We start from the raw sequence: 18,401 nt of genomic DNA on the forward strand, positions 1-18,401 counted from the left end.
CCGGCCTCAGAACTTGACGTTGACGGTGGCGTAGGCGGCCCGGCCGTCGCCCCGGGAATGCAGGTCGCGCACCGTGTTGTCGTACCACCAGACGTACTCGTAGTAGCGGTCGGCCAGGTTCTTGATCTGGAATTCCAGGGTGGTATCGCGCCGCAGCTGGTAGGCGGCGGAAACGTTGAGCAGGTTGTAGCCGCCGAACTTGGCGGTGCTGTTGGTGCGCTCCAGGTAGTAGCTGCTCTGGCCGTTGGCCCACAGGGACAGCTTCAGGTCCGGCGTCGCCTGGTAATCCGCCCCCAGGGAGTAGATGCGGTGCGGCACGTGGTCCACTTCCTTGCCCTGGGAGGCCGGATTGGCGGCCTCGGCCTGGGTGATGATGGCCCGCTGGAAGGCGACGCCGCCCCACAGGCGCCACTGGCTGCCGAGTTTGGCGGACAGTTGCAGGTCCAGGCCGCGGCGGCGGGTGTCGCCGATGTATTCGGAGTCGTTGGAAGCGCCGTTGAGCACCCGGCGGGCCTCGTTGCTGGCCTTCTGCTGCCACAGGGCCACCCGCCCTTCGACCCCAGCGACGGGTGCCAGCTTCAGCCCCAGTTCCCAGCCGTCGTTGAGGGAGGGTTCCATGTTGTCGCTGCGGCCCACCTTGTAGGAGCCGGTGCCGACACCCACCTGGAAGGTGCGACCGGCGTTGCCGTAGAGGCTGTAGCGGGGGTCCGGGGTATAGACGACGCTGAACTTGGGCTGGTTGATGAGACCGTAGTCGTTGATGTCGTAGGTGCGGCCGTTCAGGTTATTGGTGTAGCTGCCGCGGATGGCGTCCACCCGGTAGCCGGGAATCAGCTTCCACTGGGGCGTCGGCTGAATCACCGCCTGCACATAGGCGCCATAGATGTCGAAATCGAAGGCCTGGTTCCAGCGGGTGGTGGTGCGTACCCGGTTGGCGGTCAGGTAGCGTTCGCTGTGGTTCTCCTGCCACTGGGCGTCGACGCCGCCTTCGATGGCCACCGCATGGGCCCAGCTGACCTCGGGACGATAGGTGAGGTTGGAGAGGAAGCCGTAGTGGTTTTCCTCGGTCAGGCGTTCCTGCTGGGAGGCCGCGGCGGAGAAGCGCACCCAGCGCTTGTCCGTGTATTCGTTGGCATAGACCCGGGTGGTCCAGTAGAGGCGGTCGTTGATGGCCGTCTCCAGGTGGCCGCTGACCTGGTTCATGCGGCGAATGCCACCGTCAGTGGCATTGCGGGCCAGGGACTGGTCCGGGTTGTTGCTGTTCTCTCCCGCCGTCAGATAGCCCGGCTCCTGGGCCTCGCTCTCGTAGTGGCGGGCAATCAGGCCGACCCGGGTGGAACCGCTGTCGGGGGTGTAGAACCACTTGCCGGCGAAGGTGGAGCGGTCGGCCTGGCTGTGGTCCCGCTGGCCGTTGCTGTGCTGGGTGGCGACGAAGTAGTTCTGGGACAGGCCGTCCTGCTCGATGGCCTTGGACAGCTGCAGCTCGTTGCTGCCGAAGCTGCCGGCCCCCAGGCGCAGGCGGGTGTCGTTGCCGCCGATGCGGGTGATCACGTTGGCGTTGCCGGCAATGCTGTGCAGGCCGTTGCGCGGGTCGTTGGTGCCGCGCACCACTTCGATGGCGTCGATGTCCTGGGCGAAGACCATGTCCAGGTAGGGCATGTTGCCGTCGTTGCTGTTGCTGGGGATGCCGTCGATGAGCAGCTTCACCGCGTTGATCTCGCCCTCGCCGTTGAAGCCGCGGATGGAGAACTTGCCGCCCCAGTTGCCCTGGCCGAAGCTGGTGACCTGGGCCCCAGGCACCAGATTGAACAGTTCCCAGGCGAACTTGGCGTTGCGCGATTCCAGGTTCTCGCCCGCCAGCACGTCCACCGAACTGAGGATGCGGCGGGTCGGCAGGGGACCTTCTTCCTGGCCCCGCACCGTCACCTCGCCCAGGACCAGGGAAGCATCGCCGGATTGGGCCAGGGCGGTCAGGGTGAAGGAACCGAGGCAGCAGAGGGAAACGGCGCGGGCGATCTGGGTCAGCATGGGGCCACCGGGGCAAAAAAGGAGGGGCGATTATAGGAGCCGCCCCTGCCCTGGCCCTGCGACAAAAAGTCGCATTTCCGTACGGTGTTGTACGGGGTTATGCCTCCTTCATTGAGGCTGCCGGCGGCCCCGCCTCCTGCAGACGGGGTTCGGCGTCGATCAGGGCCTGCAGGGTATGCAGGGCCTCTTCCAGGTTGAAGTCGTCGATCTGGGCGGCCAGGGTGCGCACCTCCGCCCCCAGGGCGGCCTCCAGCGTGGGGCGCAGACTCTGGAAGGTGCGGGAGGCGTCCAGGTCGTCCACCGCCAGCTGGCGCTGCAGGACCTCCACCTCCCGGCCCAGCTGTGCCCAGTCGATGCCCGGGGCCGCTGCCTCAACCGCTCCCTCCAGACCTGCGAGGGCCGCATTGAATTCGGCCAGGGCCCCTTCCAGCCGGGCCAGGCGCGCATCCACCTCGGCCTGGGGCAGGCTGCCGCGCAGGGCCTCTTCCAGGGCCAGGGTGTGGGCCTGGATGGCAGCGAGTCCGAGGGAGCCGGCCAGGCCCTTGAGGGTATGCACCACCCGGGCGGCCTCGGCCGTTTCGCCGAAACCGAGACAGGCTTCGATGCGGCGGCCGTCGCCGCCGTGGTCGACGGAAAACTTGCGCAGGAACTGGGCCAGCCGGGTCCGGTTGCCCCGCACCACCCGCAGGGCCTGGGCCAGCTCCAGGCCGGGAACGGCCTCCAGGGCGGCTGCCAGGGCATCGGCCGTCGCCGCCGGCGCCTCGGCGGCAGGCAGCGGCGGCCGCACCACCACGTCCCGGCCGGGTTCGGGCAGCCAGCGCAGCAGGGTGCCGTAGAGCTGGTCCGGGTCCACCGGCTTGGCCACATGGTCGTTCATGCCGGCGGCGATGCACAGGTCCCGGTCTTCGCTGAAGGCGTTGGCGGTCATGGCCAGGATCGGGGTGCCGGCATAGCCCGGCAGGGCCCGGATCTGGCGGGAGGCCTCCAGGCCGTCCATCACCGGCATCTGGATGTCCATCAGGATCAGGGCGTAGGCCTTGCCCCGGGCCAGTTCCAGGGCCTCCTTGCCGTTCTCCGCCAGGTCCACCGCCAGGCCCACGTGGCGCAGCAGTTCCAGGGCCACCTCCTGGTTGAGGGGATTGTCCTCCGCCAGGAGGATGCGCTGGTTGCGGTAGCGGGCCAGGCTGCGCTCCATCTCGTCCCCCGGGCTGCGGGACAGGGGCGGGGTGTCGCCGAAGGCCCCTTCCAGGGCCACCAGGACGCTGGCCGGCGTCACCGGCTTGGCGATGAAGGCGGCAAAGCCTGCTTCGCTCAGGGCCGTGGCGGGGATGTCTTTGGCGGCGCTGACCAGCAGCTGCTGGGGCTGCACGTTGAGGGGCAGGGTCCGGATGCACCGCCCCGTCTCCAGCCCGTCGGGCGGCGGCATCAGCCAGTCCAGCAGCACCAGCTGGTAGGGGTCTCCCAGCCGGTCCGCGGCCAGGACCGCATCCAGGGCCGCCTCGCCGGAGGCCGCCGTATCCACCCGGGTGCCCAGGGCCGCCAGGGTGTGGGCCAGGGATTCCCGCGCGTCCTCGCTGTCGTCCACCGCCAGGGCCCGCAGATTGCGGGGCAGGCAGGGCGGCAGCTCCAGGTGATCGTGGGCGGCGACGCTGCCGAAGGGGGCCTCGATCCAGAAGGTGCTGCCCTTGCCCGATTCGCTGTCCACCCCGACCCGGCCGCCCATCATCTCCGCCAGGCGCCGGGAAATGGCCAGGCCCAGGCCGGTGCCGCCGTACTGCCGGGTGGTGGAGACGTCGGCCTGGGTGAAGGCCTGGAACAGGCATTGCTGCTGCTCCCGGCTGAGGCCGATGCCCGTGTCCGCCACCTCCAGTCGCACCCACAGGCTGTCGGCCTCCTGGCGGGCGACGTAACCGCGCACGACGACACTGCCCCGCTCGGTGAACTTCACCGCATTGCCGACGAAGTTGAGCAGCACCTGGCCCAGGCGCAGGCCGTCGCCGTGCAGGGCGGGAGGCAGGCGGGCGATGTCTACCACCACCTCCAGGCCCTTGGCCTCGGCCTTCTCGGCCACCAGGGTGCACACGTTGTGGATGACCCGGTCCACCTCGAAATCCGTCGGCTCCAGGCTCATCTTGCCGGCCTCGATCTTGGAGAAGTCCAGGATGTCGTTGATGATGCCCAGCAGGTGGTGGGCGGCGTTGCTGACCTTGTCCAGCTGCTGGCGCTGGCGCTCGGTGGCGATGTCGCGGCGGATCAGGTGGGTGAGGCCGATGATGGCGTTCATCGGGGTGCGGATCTCGTGGCTCATGTTGGCCAGGAAGGAACTCTTGGAACGGTTGGCCGCCTCCGCCGCCTCCTTGGCCGCCGCCAGCTCGGCGGTGCGGGCCGCCACCAGTTCCTCCAGCTGGTTCTGGTAGCGCAGCAGGGCCCGCTCGTTTTCCTTGGCCTCGGTGATGTCGGTCCACACCGAGGAGAGATAGTCCCGGCCGTTCAGGCGCAGCACCTTCACCGTCACCCAGAAATCCCGCAGGCTGCCGTCCTTGTGGCGGCGCTGGTTCTCGAAGGCCGCCTCGCGCTGGGCCAGGATCTGGGCCCGGCGCGCATCCACCCCGGCCCGGTCGTGCACGCCCTGGATGTCGTAGACGCTGAGCTTGGCGAACTCCTCCCGGGTGTAGCCGAGACACTCGCAGGCGGCATCGTTGAACTCGGCGAAGGTCATGGTTTCGGCGTCGATCAGCACGATGCCGATGGCGGCCTGGTTGGTGATGGAGCGGAAGATCTTCTCCCGCTGCTTGAGGGTCTCCGAGGCGTCCTTGATGGCGGTGATGTCCTGCACCATACCGATGCCGCGCAGGGGCTTGCCCGCCTCGTCGAATTCCAGTTCGGCCCGCTGCCGCACCCACTTCACCGTACCGTCCACCACCATGCGGTGCTCGATGTCGAACTCGGCCCCCTCCAGGGCCGCCAGCCAGGCGGAGCGCACCCAGGCCCGGTCGTCCCCATGCACCTGGGCGAGGAATTCGTCGAAGCCGACGCCGTGGTCCCAGGGCACGCCCAGCAGGTGGTGGGCCTCTTCGGACCAGTGCAGCAGGTTGGCGGGAATGTCGATTTTCCAGCTGCCGATGCGGGCCACCGTCTGGGTCCGCTTCAGGGCCGCCTCGCTCTGCCGCAGGGTTTCCTGGGACTGGTGCAGGGGCGTGATGTCCCGGGCCACCCCGAGCACCCCCAGCACCACCCCGTCCCGGTCATAGATGGGCGTCTTGATGGTTTCCACCAGCTCCCGGTGTCCGTCGGCAGCGAACACCAGCCACTCCTCGTTGCGGCTGGCATGGCCGAGGGCCATGGCGCGGCGGTCGTTGTCGCGGAAGAAGTCCGCCAGTTCCCGGCCGACGAAGTCATAGTCGGTGCGGCCGACGATTTCCGCCTCCCGGTGCCCGAAGAGGCTCTCGAAACGGGAGTTGCAGGCCAGATAGATGCCGGCGGGGTCCTTCAGCCAGACCAGGTCAGGCATGCCCTGGATGAGGGACTTGAGGTGCTGGCGCTCGGCCTCCAGGGCGGCCTGCATGTGGCCCCGGGCCACCACCGCCTCGCGGAAGGCCAGCACGGCCTTGGCCATGTCGGTCAACAGGCCGCCGCCGGGCATCCGGCTCAGGTGCTCCACCTCCCGCAGGCTGAGCCCCCCGTCCTCGCTCAGGCTCAGCTGTTGCAGGGAATCGACGATGAGGGACAGCTGGCGGGTGACGAAATAGGTGACGAAGAACCACAGCAGCCCCATCACCGTGATGCCGAGCACGCCGATGAGCAGGGTGCGCTGGACGTAGTCGTCCATGTTGCGCTCGGCGGCATCGATGCGGGCGTGGGTGCGCTGGGTCAGCAGGGCCGATACGTTCTGCGCATGTTCGGCAAAGGCCAGGTAGCGGGCCGTGGCCTGGGCCACGTGGCTGTCCGCCACCCGCAGGTCCACGGCGATGATGTCCGTGGCCATGATGCTGTAGTGCTGGTAGTCCTTGAAATCCACCAGGATCTGCTTCAGCTCCCCATCCACCTCCGGCCCCAGGCCGGGGACGTTGGACAGCCGCTGCAGCAGGGATTCCATGTCCTTCAGGCGGTCCACCACCTGCACGTGCACCTGGTAGGCGGCAGCCTCCTCCACGGTGCCGGCCTTGGCCTGGCGCAGAGTGGCGTTGATCAGCTGCTGCACCGCCAGCATGTCGTGCCCCAGGCGGGAGGCATCCGCCACCATCTGCAGGTCGTTGACCTGCTGCAGGTTGGACAGCTGCTGCTCGTCCCGCAGGGAGGAAAGGGACCAGTAACTGTAGGCCGCCGCCATGACCACCACCAGGATCACCGGCAGGAAGAAGATGAGGAAGAAGGTGAAACGACGTTTCATGGCTTGTGCAGCAGTTCAGGCCAGCGCCGGGGGGGGATGCTGGCAACGTAGATGAAACCCTTGTCTCCCAGGGGCCGGATGATGACTGCCGTGCCTTCCGGCTTGACGAAATAGCCCATGAGGTCGGCCAGGTTCGGCGCATGGGCCAGTACCACCCGGTTGGTGCCGGCCGGCACCGGCAGGGAGAGCAGGCGGCGGGTGCTTTCCAGGATCGGCCGCTTTTCCTCCGTCGTCAGGTTGGCGGTGTACATGAGCAGGGGATCCACCGTGTAGTGCCTGCCGAAGGCCGCCTCGGCCGACTCCTTGGCCCGGCACAGGGGGCTGACGAAAATGTCGCCCAGCGGAATGCGGGCCTCCCGCATGGCCTGCCCCACCTCCGTCATCAGCTGGCGCCCGGCTTCGGTCAAAGGCCGCTGGGTGGCACAGTCGTTGAGGTCCACGGCCGGCACCCGGTCGGGCCGGGTGCTGTCGGTGATGCCATGGCGCAGGTAGATGACGTAGCCGCCCTCGCGCAGTTGCTGCAACTGCTCCCGGGTGGCCAGCTTCTCGACAAAGGCCGGCAGGGGCTCGGCCAGGGCACGGCCCCAGGGCACGAGCGCAGCCGCCAGGCAGAGCAGCAGGCGCAGCCGGGCAGCCAGGGCGGAATGGGATGAACGGCGCGTCATGAGGCGCCGTCCGCGTAGCGCTGGGCGATGTCGGCGAAGCGGTCCTGGATGGCCAGGAAGGCATCGACCACATCCGGATCGAAATGGGTGCCCCGCCCTTCCACCAGCAGGGCCACGGCCTGTTCCAGGGGAAAGGCCTTCTTGTAGTGGCGCTTGCAGGTGAGGGCGTCGAAGACATCGGCCAGGGCCATGAGGCGGGCCGGGATGGGGATGGCATCGCCCCGCAGACCCTGGGGGTAACCGGAGCCGTCCCACTTCTCGTGATGGCCCAGGGCGATGTGGCGGGCCACCACGAGAAAGTCCAGGGGCGTATTGCCCTGCAGCTCGTCCAGGCGCGCCCGGTCGCCTCCCACCACCCTTTCGATGGCCGCCTCGATGGCTTCGGCGCCGATCAGGCTGTGGGTCTTCATGATCTCGAATTCCTCCGGCGTCAGCCGGGCCGGCTTGAGCAGGATCTGGTCGGGAATGCCCACCTTGCCGATATCGTGCAAAGGCGCCGCCTTGGCGATGAGCTGGCGCTGGGCAGAGGAAAGGGCGTGGCGGAAGCGGGGATGATCCTGCAGCTGCTGCATCAGGGCCTCCACATAGGCCTGGGTGCGGTAGAGGTGGTTGCCGGTCTCGTTGTCCCGCTTTTCCGCCAGCAGGGCCAGGGCATTCAGGCTGACGTCCTTGATCAGGTCATTCTCCCGCATGCGGCGGCTGACCTCGCCCTCCAGGTAGCCGTTCTGATCCCGCAGCCAGTCCCGGGCGTCCTTCAGTTCCAGGTGGGTGCGCACCCGGGCCAGGAGGATGGCGGGGCGGATCGGCTTGGTGATGTAATCCACGGCCCCCAGGGAAAGGCCGTACTCCTCGTCCTGGTCGCCGTCCATGGCGGTGACGAACATCACCGGAATGTCCCGGGTATAAGGGTCCTGGCGCAGTTCGGCGAGCACGGCGTAGCCGTCCATCTCCGGCATCATCACATCCAGCAGGATCAGGTCCGGACGGGGATCGCTGCGCGCCACCTTGAGGGCCCGCATGCCGGAATTGGCCACGCGCACGCGGAAAAAGGGCTGCAGCAGGCCGCCGATGACCGTCAGGTTTTCCCCGGTATCGTCCACCACCAGGATGGTCTTGTCGCTGCGCCCGGCGGCGCCGTTTTCCCCCATGTCCCTATCCTTGTTCTGGTCTTTTTCGTGACGCCTGCAGCATCTGCCCAGTATGCCGCCAAAACGGCGGGAAAAAACCCGGGGCGATGCCTAGGCCGGCAAAAAAATGCCAGGGCCATGGGGAACATAGCAAACAAAAACGCCGGGCCACAAGGCACCGGCGTTTCCAGGCGGGGTTCGGGGGGCGGCGGCTGCCGTCAGACCACACCGGCAGTATGGGCCTGCTGGTCCGCCCAGTAGGAGCTGCGCACCATGGCGCCGCAGGCGGCCCCGGAAAAGCCCATTTCCTTGGCTTTTTCCTCGTACATCTTGAACACGTCGGGGTGGACGTAGCGCTGCACCGGCAGGTGGTGGTTGGAGGGGGCCAGATACTGGCCGATGGTCAGCAGTTCCACGTCGTGGGCCCGCAGGTCGCGCATGACTTCGAGGATTTCCTCGTCGGTCTCGCCCAGGCCCACCATCAGGCCGGACTTGGTCGGCACCTGGGGATAGCGGGCCTTGAACTGCTTGAGGAACTGCAGGGAGTGTTCGTAATCGGCGCCGGGACGGGCCTGCTTGTAGAGGCGGGGCACGGTTTCCAGGTTGTGGTTGAGCACGTCGGGCAGGCCTTGGCCGAGCACGTCCACCGCCACTTCCAGGCGGCCGCGGAAGTCGGGCACCAGGGTCTCGATGGTGGTCTTGGGGGAGGATTCGCGCACCGCCTTGATGACATCCACGAAGTGCTGGGCGCCGCCGTCCCGCAGGTCGTCCCGGTCCACACTGGTGATGACCACGTACTTGAGCTTGAGCTTGGAGACGGATTCGGCCAGGTGGGCCGGCTCCAGGGGATCGGGGGGCAGGGGCTTGCCGTGGCCCACGTCGCAGAAGGGGCAGCGGCGGGTGCAGATGTCGCCCAGGATCATGAAGGTGGCGGTGCCCCGGCCGAAGCATTCGCCGATGTTGGGGCAGGCGGCCTCTTCGCACACGGTGTGCAGCTTCTGTTCCCGCAGCAGCTGCTTGATCTCGCCGAAGCGGCCGGCGTCGTTGCCGGCCTTGACGCGGATCCAGCTGGGCTTTTTCAGCGTCTCTTCGACCGGCACGATCTTGATGGGAATCCGGGCGGTCTTCAGTTCACCTTTTTGCTTGACGCCGCGTTCGCTGCTCATTGAGTCTTCTCCAGTTGTGCCACGAGATGCCGGGTAAGGTCCGCCGTTGCTTGTGACAGGGTCCGGGCCACGCCCAGGTCCTTCAGTTGGGTTACCGGCATGCCGGCATACCCGCAGGGGTTGATGGCCTGGAAGGGCGACAGGTCCATGTCCACATTGAGGCTGACGCCGTGGTAGCTGCGGCCGTTGCGGATGCGCAGGCCCAGGGCCGCCACCTTGGCCGGGCCCACGTACACGCCGGGGGCGCCGTCGTGGCGCTCGGCATTGACGCCGTATTCGGCCAGCAGGTCGATCACCGCCTGCTCGATGCGGTTCACCAGCTCCCGCACCTTGAGGTTGCGCCGGGGCAGGTCCAGCAACAGGTACACCACCGCCTGGCCGGGGCCGTGGTAGGTGACCTGGCCGCCCCGGTCGATCTTCACCAGGGGAATGCCGATGTCCCGCAGCACGTGTTCCGGCTTGCCCGCCTGGCCCAGGGTGTAGACCGGCGGGTGCTCCACCTGCCACAGCTCGTCCGGGGTTTCCGGGGTGCGGGCGGCGGTGAAGGCCTGCATCGCCTCCCAGGTGGGCACGTAGTCTGCCCGACCCAGTTCGCGGATGACCAGCGGGGAAATCACTTAGGTCCGTCCGCCGCCGCTTACAGCACCACCTTCACCAGGGGGTGGCCGGACAGTTCCCGATACAGGTTGTCCAGCTGCTCCTTGGAGGTGGCGGTGACGGTGCAGGTCAGGGAGATGTAGGTGCCCTTGCTGGAGGGACGCATTTCCATGGAGGCGCCGTCGAATTCCGGATCGTGCTTCTGCACCACGGTGAGGATGGTCTGGGCGAAATCCACTTCCATCTTGCCCATGATCTTGAGGGGGAAGGCGCAGGGGAATTCGAGCAGGGTTTCCTGCCGGCTTTGGGGATTGTCGGGATTGGCTGGGGTCTGGCTCATGGTGTTCTCTTGCTCGATTCGGCTCAGGCGTCGGCGCGGCGCATCACCTGATTCTTGAAGTCCTGGTACAGCGCATTCATGCGGGCGGCCAGGGGGCCGGGCCTGCCGTCGGCCACGGGGGCGTCGTCGATGCGGGTGATGGGCAGCACTTCCTTGGTGGAGGATGTGACCCAGACCTCGTCGGCGCTGCGGAGTTCCGCTTCTGCCACCGGACGTACCTGGGTTGGAATGCCGTTGGCCGCCGCCAGTTCCAGCACCACGTCGTAGGTGACGCCGGGCAGGATCAGATTGCTCTTGGGCGGGGCCAGGATCACCCCGTCCTGCACCACCAGCACGTTGGAGGCGGAGCCTTCCATGACCAGGCCGTCCCGCAGCAGGATGGTCTCCGTGCAGCCGGCGGCGGCGGAAAGCTGGCGCAGCAGCACGTTGGCCACCAGGGAGACGGTCTTCAGGTCGCAGCGCAGCCAGCGGAAATCCTCGGCGGTGAGGGCGGTGCCCCCCGTGGCCAGCAGTTCGGCGGAGGGCGTCGGCAGGCGGTCGGCGTAGGCGAAGACGGTGGGGGGCACGGCCGGCCTGGGGAAGGCCTGGTCCCGCACCGGGGCGGCACCCCGGGTCACCTGCAGGTAGACGCCCTGGTCCTCGCTGCCGTGGTCATCGACCAGACGCTGCACCACCTCCGCCCACTGCTCCTTGGAGAGGGGATTGGCCAGCTGCAGGGCGGCCAGGGTGCGCTCCAGGCGCTCCAGGTGCTGCTGCAGGCGGAAGGGGCGGCGGGAATAGACCGGGATCACCTCGTAGGCGCCATCGCCGAAAAGGAAGCCCCGGTCCATGGGGGAAATGCGGGCCTCGTCCAGAGGCAGGTAGTTACCGTTGAGGTAGGCCAGCATGTTCCCTCCGTCAGCTAGGGGAGCGGTTTATTTGAACCACAGCTTGATGCTGTCGATGCCGCGCCCCAGGATGCCGGCCACGGGCACGGCGTCCAGGGCCACCACCGGGTATTCGCCGTAGGGCTTGCCGTCCAGGCTGACCTTCATGGTGCCGATGACCTGGCCCTGGCTCACCGGGGCCACCAGGGGCTGCTTCGATTCCAGCTGGGCCTGGATCCGGCTCGAGTAGCCCTTGGGCACGGCCAGGATGAAGTCGTTCTGGAAGCCGGCGCGGACGGTGTTGTCCTTGCCCTTGAACACCTTCAGCTCGGACACGGTCTGGTTCTTGGTGTACAGGGAGACGGCGTCGTAATACTGGAAGCCGTGGTTGAGCAGCTTGAGGGATTCCTGGGCGCGCATGCCGTCGCTCTCGGCGCCGAGCAGGACGGAGAGCAGGCGCCGGGGCCCGCGCTTGGAGGAGGAGATGAGGCAGTAGCCGGCGGATTCGGTGTGGCCGGTCTTCACCCCGTCCACCGTGGGATCGGCCCACAGCAGACGGTTGCGGTTGGGCTGGGTGATGTTGTTGTAGCGGAATTCCTTCATGGAGTAGTACTTGGCGTACTCCGTGGGGAAGTCGCGGATGATGGCGGTGGTCAGGGTGGCCAGGTCCCGGGCGGTGGCGTAGTGCTCCGGATCGGGCAGGCCGGTGGCGTTCATGTAGTGGGTGTTCTTCATCCCCAGGCGGGCCGCCTCCTGGTTCATCATCTGGGCGAAGCGCTCCTCGGAGCCGGCGATGGCCTCGGCCAGGGCGACGCAGGCGTCGTTGCCGGACTGCACGATCATGCCCTTGATCAGGTCTTCCACCGGCACCTGGGTGCCGACCTTGATGAACATCTTGGAGCCGCCGGTGCGCCAGGCCTTCTCGGTGACGGGCACGCCCTGGTCCAGCTTCAGCACGCCCTGCTTGAGGGCGGAGAAGGTCAGGTAGGCCGTCATCAGCTTGGTCAGGGAGGCGGGATCGACGCGCTGGTCGGCGTTTTCGGCCACCAGGGTCTGGCCGGAGCCGAATTCCACCAGCAGCCAGGCTTTGGCGGCGATGCCGGGAGCCGGGGGCATCTGCTGGGCGCCGGCGGGGCCGGCCAGCAGCAGGGAAGCGCAGCCGGCAAGGACGGATGCACGGAAAACGGAAGAGAAGCGGCGGGAAATTCGGTCAGACATGCCGGTCAGGCTCCAGCGGGAGAAAAGCGCTTGATTATAGCGCAGCCGGGCTGGCCCTTCCGGCCGGGACCGGCCGTAACCTGCCGATCTTAGGGACTTGCCGCAGTAAGTGAACTCACTGACACGATGCACCTGGGCGGTGCGTTATACTCGCCCGTGTCAGTTTTCGGTCAGGTTTCTGACCCTGGCGTGACACCCCGGCGGATTCGCCCCCCATCGCCGCATCCTGACGGCATTCCCTGAGAAGTCCTGGATCGGTTACGCTCCTCATGGAGCGCGCCCGGGGCATGGTTGTGCCCTGTGGCATGGCCTTTGCTGAGACAACCCCATGAAAACCAAGATCGCTCTCCTATCCCTGCTGGGACTGCTGCTGTGCGGCAGCGCCCTGGCCGACGTCTATTCCCTCGACCAGTTGCTGGAACTGGCCCGCTCCGGCAACCGGGGCCTGCAGGCCTCCCGCGACGCGGTGGAGGCGGCCCGCTCCGGCGTCACCACCGCCGGCGCCTTCCCCAACCCGGAGATCGAATACCAGAGCGGCGACGCCAAGGCCCGGGTAGCGGGCGCCAATCCCGGCAACGTCAAGACCATGACCTTCACCCAGCGCCTGGACCTGCCCTGGGTGCGTTCGGCCCGCATCGACGCCGCCAGCGCCAACCTGGAAGCCACTAGCGCCGCCGGCCGGGGCTACGAGCATGAGGTGCTGGCCAGCGTGAAGCTGGGCTACTACGAGGTGCTGCGGCGCCAGGCCGAGCTGAAGGCGGCCCAGGAAGACCAGGCCCTCATGGAAGCCATCCGCACCCGGGTCAGCGTGCGGGTCGGCGTCGGCGAGGCGCCCCGCTACGAACTGATCAAGGCCGATGCAGAACTGCTCAATGCCCAGAAAGTGACCCAGAGCACCCTGCTGCGCCTGACCCAGGCCAAGGCCGCCCTGCGCCGCAACGTGGGCACCGGCCTGCCGGCGGACTTCGAAGTGCCGGCCACCACCCAGCTGCCCCTCAATGTCGGCAGCCTGCCCGAACTGCGCCAGACCCTGCTGCAGCGCAGCCCGGACCTGGCCCAGGCCCGGGCCCAGTTGACCCAGGCCGAACACCAGCTGGACCTGCAGCGCCGCATGCGCACCCCGGAAGTGGCGCTCAAGGCCAGCAGCGACGAAGAGCCGGACCTGAAAACCTCCCGCGTCGGCATCGCCGTCACCATTCCCCTGTGGGACCGCCGCTCCGGCCCCGTGGGCGAGGCCAGCGCCAATCTTTCCCGGGCCCGCAACCTGCTCGAGCAGATGGAATTCGGTCTCGGCCAGGCCCTGGAAAACGCCTACCAGCAGCACCAGATCGCCGCCGCCCAGGTCAATGCCCTGGAGCAGGGCATCGTGCGCCAGGCCGAAGCCGCCCTCAAGGTGGCCGAATCGGCCTACCGCTTCGGCGAGCGCGGCATTCTCGACTACCTGGACGCCCAGCGGGTGTACCGGGCCGCCCGTAACGAACTGATCGCCGCCCGCTATGAACTGCGGGCCGCCGCCGTGGACATCGAACGTCTCACCGGCGCCCTGACCGCTCCCGCCCAAGAGGAAAAGCACTGATGTCCGCCCCCGCCCCCCAATCCCCGCATAGCGCGCGCCGCCTCGCCCCCGCCTTCACCGCCCTGCTCCTGGCCGCCGGCGTCAGCCTGCTGACGGCCTGCGGCAAGGAGCCGGCCCCGGTCGCCGCCGCCCCCACCGACCCCAATCTGGTGACCGCGCCGGAAGCCCTGCAGGCCCAGCTGAAGCTGGCGCCGGTGGGCAGCGTGCCGGTCAGCGAGACTCTGCGCGTGGCCGGCCGCCTGGACTTCGACGAGCAGCGCATCGCCCGCATCGGCGCCACCGTCACCGGCCGCGTCACCCAGATCAGCGGCCAGCTCGGCCATGAGGTGAAGGCCGGCGAACCCCTGGCCATCATCAACTCCACCGTCCTCGGCGAAGCCCAGCTGACCTTCCTCAAGGCCAACGCCCGGGCCAGCCTGGAACGGAACAACGTGGAGCGGGCCCAGCACCTCTTCGCCGCCGACGTCATCGGCAAGGCCGAACTGCAGCGCCGGGAAAGCGAAGCCGCCGTGACCCAGGCCGAACGCCAGGCGGCGGAAGACCAGCTGCGGGTGCTGGGCATGGCGCCCCGGGACATCGCCTCCCTCGCCAGCCGCGGCACCATCAACTCCCTCACCCCGGTGGTGGCCAGCATTCCCGGCACCCTGGTGGAACGCAAGGTGACCCAGGGCCAGGTGGTGGAACCGGCCGACGCCCTGTTCACCGTGGCCGACCTTTCCCGCCTGTGGGCCGTGGCCGACGTGCCGGAACAGCAGGCCGCCCTGGTGCGCACCGGCCAGTCGGTGGAACTGGACATTCCCTCCCTGGCCGGCGAAAAACTCACCGGCCGGCTGATCTACATCAGCGACACCCTCAACCCGGAAACCCGCACCGTTCTGGTGCGCACCGAAGTGGAAAACCCGGACCGCCGCCTCAAGCCGGCCATGCTGGCCACCATGCTCATCGCCGGCAAGGCCATGCCCAAGCTGGCCGTGCCCGCCGCCGCCGTGGTGCGGGAGGACAACAACGAGCACGTCTTCGTCCAGGTCGCTCCCGGCCAGTACCGCCTGACCCCGGTCATCCTCGGCGCCGAAGCCGGCGGCGTGCGGCCGGTGCAGTCCGGCCTCAAGGAAGGCGAAGTGGTGGTGGTGGAAGGCGCCTTCCACCTCAACAACGAACGCAAGCGCAAGGAGCTGGAGGGTAGCTGAGCCCCGGCTCCGGTTTTCACAGGCAGCATCGCCACAACGCAGTAAAGACGCCACTCTTCACATACATATGCTGGAGAGTGGCTTGCTGATTGCCTTTCCGGGCATCGAAGGAATGTCATGATCGAATCCCTGATTCGCGCCGCCCTCAAACAACGCCTGATCGTCGTCGTCATCGCCGTCGCCCTGCTGGTGTTCGGCCTCAACGCCGCGCGCAAGCTGTCGGTGGATGCCTTCCCCGACGTCACCAACATCCAGGTGCAGATCGCCACCGAGGCCCCCGGCCGCTCGCCGGAGGAGGTGGAGCGCTTCGCCACGGTGCCCCTGGAAATCGCCATGACCGGCCTGCCCGGCCTGACGGAGATGCGTTCCCTGAACAAGCCGGGCCTCTCCCTCATCACCCTGGTGTTCACCGACAGCACCAACGTCTACTTCGCCCGCCAGCTGGTCATGGAACGCCTGCTGGAAGTGGGTTCGCGCCTGCCCGAGGGCATCACCCCGGTGCTCGGCCCCGTCTCCACCGGCCTCGGCGAGATCTACCAGTACACCCTGGAGCGGCCCGACGACGGCGAGCGGGCCCTGACCCCGGAGGAGCTGACCCAGCGCCGCGTCGCCCAGGACTGGGTGGTGCGCCCCCTGCTGCGCTCCATTTCCGGCGTCGCCGAAATCAACTCCCAGGGCGGCTTCGTCAAGCAGTACCAGGTGCTGGTGAACCCGGACAAGCTGCGCCACTTCAAGCTCACCGTGGCCGACGTGTACCAGGCCGTGGGCCGCAACAACGCCAACTCCGGCGGCGGCGTGCTGCCCCACTACGCCGAGCAGTACCTGATCCGCGGCGTGGGCCTGGTGCGGGACCTGGACGACATCCGCTCCATCGTGCTGAAGGAGCGGGACGGGGTGCCGGTGTACATCCGCGACGTGGCCACGGTGGACCTGGGCCATGCGGTGCGCGAGGGCGCCCTGGTGAAGAACGGCGTCACCGAATCCGTGGGCGGCGTGGTGATGATGCTGGCCGGCGGCAACGCCAAGCAGATCGTCGGCCGCATCCAGGAGCGGGTGAAGGAGATCAACGACAAGGACATGCTGCCCGGCGGCCTCAAGATCGTGCCCTACTACGACCGCTCCGAGCTGGTGGATGCGGCCCTGTGGACCGTGACCAAGGTGCTGATCGAAGGCGTCTTCCTGGTGGTGGTGGTGCTACTGCTGTTCCTCGGCGACCTGCGCTCCTCCATTATCGTCGTCGCCACCCTGGTGCTGACGCCCCTGCTCACCTTCATGGCCATGAACCAGATTAACCTCTCGGCCAACCTGATGTCCCTGGGAGGCCTGGCCATCGCCATCGGCCTCATGGTGGACGGCTCGGTGGTGGTGGTGGAAAACGCCTTCGCCTACCTTGGGCGCAAGGCGGAGACGGGGGAATCGCGCATCCGCATCATCTTCAACGCGGTCAAGGAAGTGGCGACGCCGGTGATCTTCGGCGTCGGCATCATCATCCTGGTGTTCCTGCCCCTGATGACCCTGCAGGGCATGGAGGGCAAGATGTTCGCCCCCCTCGCCTACACCATCGCCATCGCCCTGGCCGTCTCCCTGGTGCTGTCCCTGACCCTGTCGCCGGTGCTCTGCTCCTACCTCTTGAAGGTGCCGCCGGGGCAGGGCGACCACGACACCCGGGCCATCGCCGCCATGAAGAAGCCCTACCTGAAGATGCTCAACTGGTCCCTGGCCAACGGCAGGAAGACGGTGACCCTGTGCGTCGGCGTCTTCGTCGCCACCCTGGCCATCCTGCCTTTCCTCGGCACCGCCTTCATCCCGGAGATGAAGGAAGGTTCCGTGGTGCCGGGCATCAACCGGGTGCCCAACATTTCCCTGGATGAATCCATCAAGATGGAAATGCAGGCCATGAAGCTGGTGATGGAAGTGCCGGGGGTCAAATCCGCCGTCTCCGGCGTCGGCCGCGGCGAATCCCCGGCCGACCCCCAGGGCCCCAACGAATCCACCCCCATCGTCAGCCTCAAGCCGCGCAGCGAGTGGCCCTCCGGCTGGAACCAGGACGACATCGCCGAGGCCATGCGCGACAAGCTGAAGGCCCTGCCCGGGGTGCAGATCGTCATGGCCCAGCCCATCTCCGACCGGGTGGACGAAATGGTCACCGGGGTCCGTTCCGATATCGCCGTGAAGGTTTTCGGCGACGATCTGGACACCCTGAAGAAAAAGGCCGAGGAAATCGCCAAGGTGGCCCAGTCCATCCAGGGCGCCCAGGACATGCGGGTGGAGCGCATCTCCGGCCAGCAGTACCTGATCATCGAGATCGACCGCCAGGCCATCGCCCGTCTCGGCCTCAACGCCGCCGACGTGCACGACGTGATCGAGACCGCCATCGGCGGCAAGGTGGCCACCGACGTCTATGAAGGCGAACGCCGCTTCTCCGCCACCGTGCGCCTGCCCAAGGAATTCCGCAACGACGTGGAAGCCATCCGCCACATCCTGGTCAGCGCCCCCGGCGGCGCCCAGGTGCCCCTGGAAGCCCTGGCGGAGATCCGCCTGGCCGACGGTCCGGCCCAGATCAGCCGGGAAACGGCGAAGCGCCGCATCGTGGTCGGCGTGAACGTGAAGGACCGGGACCTGGGCAGCTTCGTCGCCGAACTGCAGCAGAAAGTAGCGGAGAAGATCAAGCTGCCGGAAGGCTACTACCTGGAGTGGGGCGGCCAGTTCCAGAACATGGAGCGGGCCCTGGGGCACCTCACCATCATCATCCCCATCACCATCGGCGCCATCTTCTTCCTGCTGTTCCTGCTCTTCAATTCGCTGCGCATGGCCAGCCTCATCATCCTGGTGCTGCCCTTCGCCTCCATCGGCGGCATCATCGGCCTGGCGGTGACCGGCGAGTACCTCTCGGTGCCGGCCTCGGTGGGCTTCATCGCCCTGTGGGGCATCGCCGTGCTCAACGGGGTGGTGCTGGTATCCTATATCCGCAGCCTGCGCCAGGAAGGCGCCAGCCTGGACGAAGCGGTGACCAAGGGCGCCATCCTGCGCTTCCGCCCGGTGATGATGACGGCGACGGTGGCCATGCTCGGCCTCATTCCCTTCCTCTTCGCCACCGGCCCCGGTTCCGAAGTGCAGCGCCCCCTGGCCATCGTGGTCATCGGCGGCCTCATCACCTGCACCCTGCTGACCCTGGTGGTGTTGCCCACCCTCTACCGCTGGTTCGACGAAGAACCGGTGGAAGCCTAACTGTAAGGAGACG

General features: G+C 67.5%; 12 protein-coding genes. 3 read left to right on the forward strand and 9 right to left on the reverse strand.

The window, feature by feature from the left end; genetic code table 11:
- Positions 1–6: 6 nt before the first annotated feature.
- The 9 genes from OEL49_RS09885 to OEL49_RS09925 all read right to left on the reverse strand — a co-directional run bounded on the left by OEL49_RS09885 (position 7) and on the right by OEL49_RS09925 (position 12,295).
- Complete coding sequence (locus tag OEL49_RS09885) at positions 7–2,028, reverse strand: TonB-dependent receptor (RefSeq protein WP_287874583.1); 2,022 nt, start codon at positions 2,026–2,028, stop codon at positions 7–9.
- Positions 2,029–2,125: 97 nt separating this feature from the next.
- Positions 2,126–6,418: a PAS domain S-box protein gene (locus OEL49_RS09890; protein WP_014236028.1), complete on the reverse strand. Its 4,293-nt coding sequence runs from the start codon at positions 6,416–6,418 to the stop codon at positions 2,126–2,128.
- Entirely contained in the window at positions 6,415–7,083 is a 669-nt protein-coding gene (locus tag OEL49_RS09895) for a histidine phosphatase family protein (RefSeq protein WP_287874585.1), read from the reverse strand. Before OEL49_RS09895 ends, OEL49_RS09890 begins: the two co-directional genes overlap by 4 nt.
- Positions 7,080–8,231 carry an HD-GYP domain-containing protein gene (locus OEL49_RS09900; protein WP_287874586.1) on the reverse strand — a complete coding sequence of 384 codons (1,152 nt, stop codon included), beginning with the start codon at positions 8,229–8,231 and terminating at the stop codon, positions 7,080–7,082. Before OEL49_RS09900 ends, OEL49_RS09895 begins: the two co-directional genes overlap by 4 nt.
- A 197-nt stretch (positions 8,232–8,428) precedes the next feature.
- A complete protein-coding gene (gene lipA / locus OEL49_RS09905; RefSeq protein WP_014236010.1) occupies positions 8,429–9,376 on the reverse strand; it encodes a lipoyl synthase in 948 nt (315 codons plus the stop codon).
- Complete coding sequence (lipB, locus tag OEL49_RS09910) at positions 9,373–9,930, reverse strand: lipoyl(octanoyl) transferase LipB (protein WP_050804343.1); 558 nt, start codon at positions 9,928–9,930, stop codon at positions 9,373–9,375. Before lipB ends, lipA begins: the two co-directional genes overlap by 4 nt.
- A gap of 83 nt (positions 9,931–10,013) precedes the next feature.
- The gene (locus tag OEL49_RS09915; protein WP_014236008.1) at positions 10,014–10,313 is read right to left on the reverse strand and encodes an HP0495 family protein; all 300 of its coding nucleotides are present in this window, start codon (positions 10,311–10,313) and stop codon (positions 10,014–10,016) included.
- Between the two features lie 23 nt (positions 10,314–10,336).
- Positions 10,337–11,200 (reverse strand): D-amino acid aminotransferase, encoded by an 864-nt coding sequence (locus OEL49_RS09920; RefSeq protein WP_287874589.1) that lies wholly within the window; start codon positions 11,198–11,200, stop codon positions 10,337–10,339.
- Positions 11,201–11,227: 27 nt separating this feature from the next.
- Entirely contained in the window at positions 11,228–12,295 is a 1,068-nt protein-coding gene (locus OEL49_RS09925; RefSeq protein ID WP_050804342.1) for a D-alanyl-D-alanine carboxypeptidase family protein, read from the reverse strand.
- A gap of 430 nt (positions 12,296–12,725) precedes the next feature.
- Here OEL49_RS09925 and OEL49_RS09930 point away from each other — a divergent pair, with 430 nt between their 5' ends.
- From OEL49_RS09930 to OEL49_RS09940, 3 genes are all read left to right on the forward strand, one after another.
- Entirely contained in the window at positions 12,726–13,973 is a 1,248-nt protein-coding gene (locus tag OEL49_RS09930) for a TolC family protein (protein WP_130459582.1), read from the forward strand.
- On the forward strand, positions 13,973–15,160 hold the full coding sequence (locus OEL49_RS09935) for an efflux RND transporter periplasmic adaptor subunit (protein ID WP_014236004.1): 1,188 nt from the start codon (positions 13,973–13,975) through the stop codon (positions 15,158–15,160). The genes OEL49_RS09930 and OEL49_RS09935 overlap by 1 nt, the downstream gene beginning before the upstream one ends.
- A 117-nt stretch (positions 15,161–15,277) precedes the next feature.
- Complete coding sequence (locus OEL49_RS09940; RefSeq protein ID WP_014236003.1) at positions 15,278–18,388, forward strand: efflux RND transporter permease subunit; 3,111 nt, start codon at positions 15,278–15,280, stop codon at positions 18,386–18,388.
- Positions 18,389–18,401 lie beyond the last annotated feature (13 nt).

Source organism: Azospira sp. (assembly GCF_030247495.1).
Classification (GTDB): domain Bacteria; phylum Pseudomonadota; class Gammaproteobacteria; order Burkholderiales; family Rhodocyclaceae; genus Azospira; species Azospira oryzae.

What these genes read in the sequence shown, in the direction of transcription:
- OEL49_RS09890 (WP_014236028.1), bottom strand. Translation starts at nt 6,418, where the DNA reads ATGAAACGTCGTTTCACCTTCTTCCTCATCTTCTTCCTGCCGGTGATC.
- OEL49_RS09935 (WP_014236004.1), top strand. Translation starts at nt 13,973, where the DNA reads ATGTCCGCCCCCGCCCCCCAATCCCCGCATAGCGCGCGCCGCCTCGCC.
- OEL49_RS09930 (WP_130459582.1), top strand. Translation starts at nt 12,726, where the DNA reads ATGAAAACCAAGATCGCTCTCCTATCCCTGCTGGGACTGCTGCTGTGC.
- lipA (WP_014236010.1), bottom strand. Translation starts at nt 9,376, where the DNA reads ATGAGCAGCGAACGCGGCGTCAAGCAAAAAGGTGAACTGAAGACCGCC.
- OEL49_RS09885 (WP_287874583.1), bottom strand. Translation starts at nt 2,028, where the DNA reads ATGCTGACCCAGATCGCCCGCGCCGTTTCCCTCTGCTGCCTCGGTTCC.
- OEL49_RS09900 (WP_287874586.1), bottom strand. Translation starts at nt 8,231, where the DNA reads ATGGGGGAAAACGGCGCCGCCGGGCGCAGCGACAAGACCATCCTGGTG.
- OEL49_RS09925 (WP_050804342.1), bottom strand. Translation starts at nt 12,295, where the DNA reads ATGCCCCCGGCTCCCGGCATCGCCGCCAAAGCCTGGCTGCTGGTGGAA.
- OEL49_RS09940 (WP_014236003.1), top strand. Translation starts at nt 15,278, where the DNA reads ATGATCGAATCCCTGATTCGCGCCGCCCTCAAACAACGCCTGATCGTC.
- OEL49_RS09920 (WP_287874589.1), bottom strand. Translation starts at nt 11,200, where the DNA reads ATGCTGGCCTACCTCAACGGTAACTACCTGCCTCTGGACGAGGCCCGC.
- lipB (WP_050804343.1), bottom strand. Translation starts at nt 9,930, where the DNA reads ATGCAGGCCTTCACCGCCGCCCGCACCCCGGAAACCCCGGACGAGCTG.
- OEL49_RS09915 (WP_014236008.1), bottom strand. Translation starts at nt 10,313, where the DNA reads ATGAGCCAGACCCCAGCCAATCCCGACAATCCCCAAAGCCGGCAGGAA.
- OEL49_RS09895 (WP_287874585.1), bottom strand. Translation starts at nt 7,083, where the DNA reads ATGACGCGCCGTTCATCCCATTCCGCCCTGGCTGCCCGGCTGCGCCTG.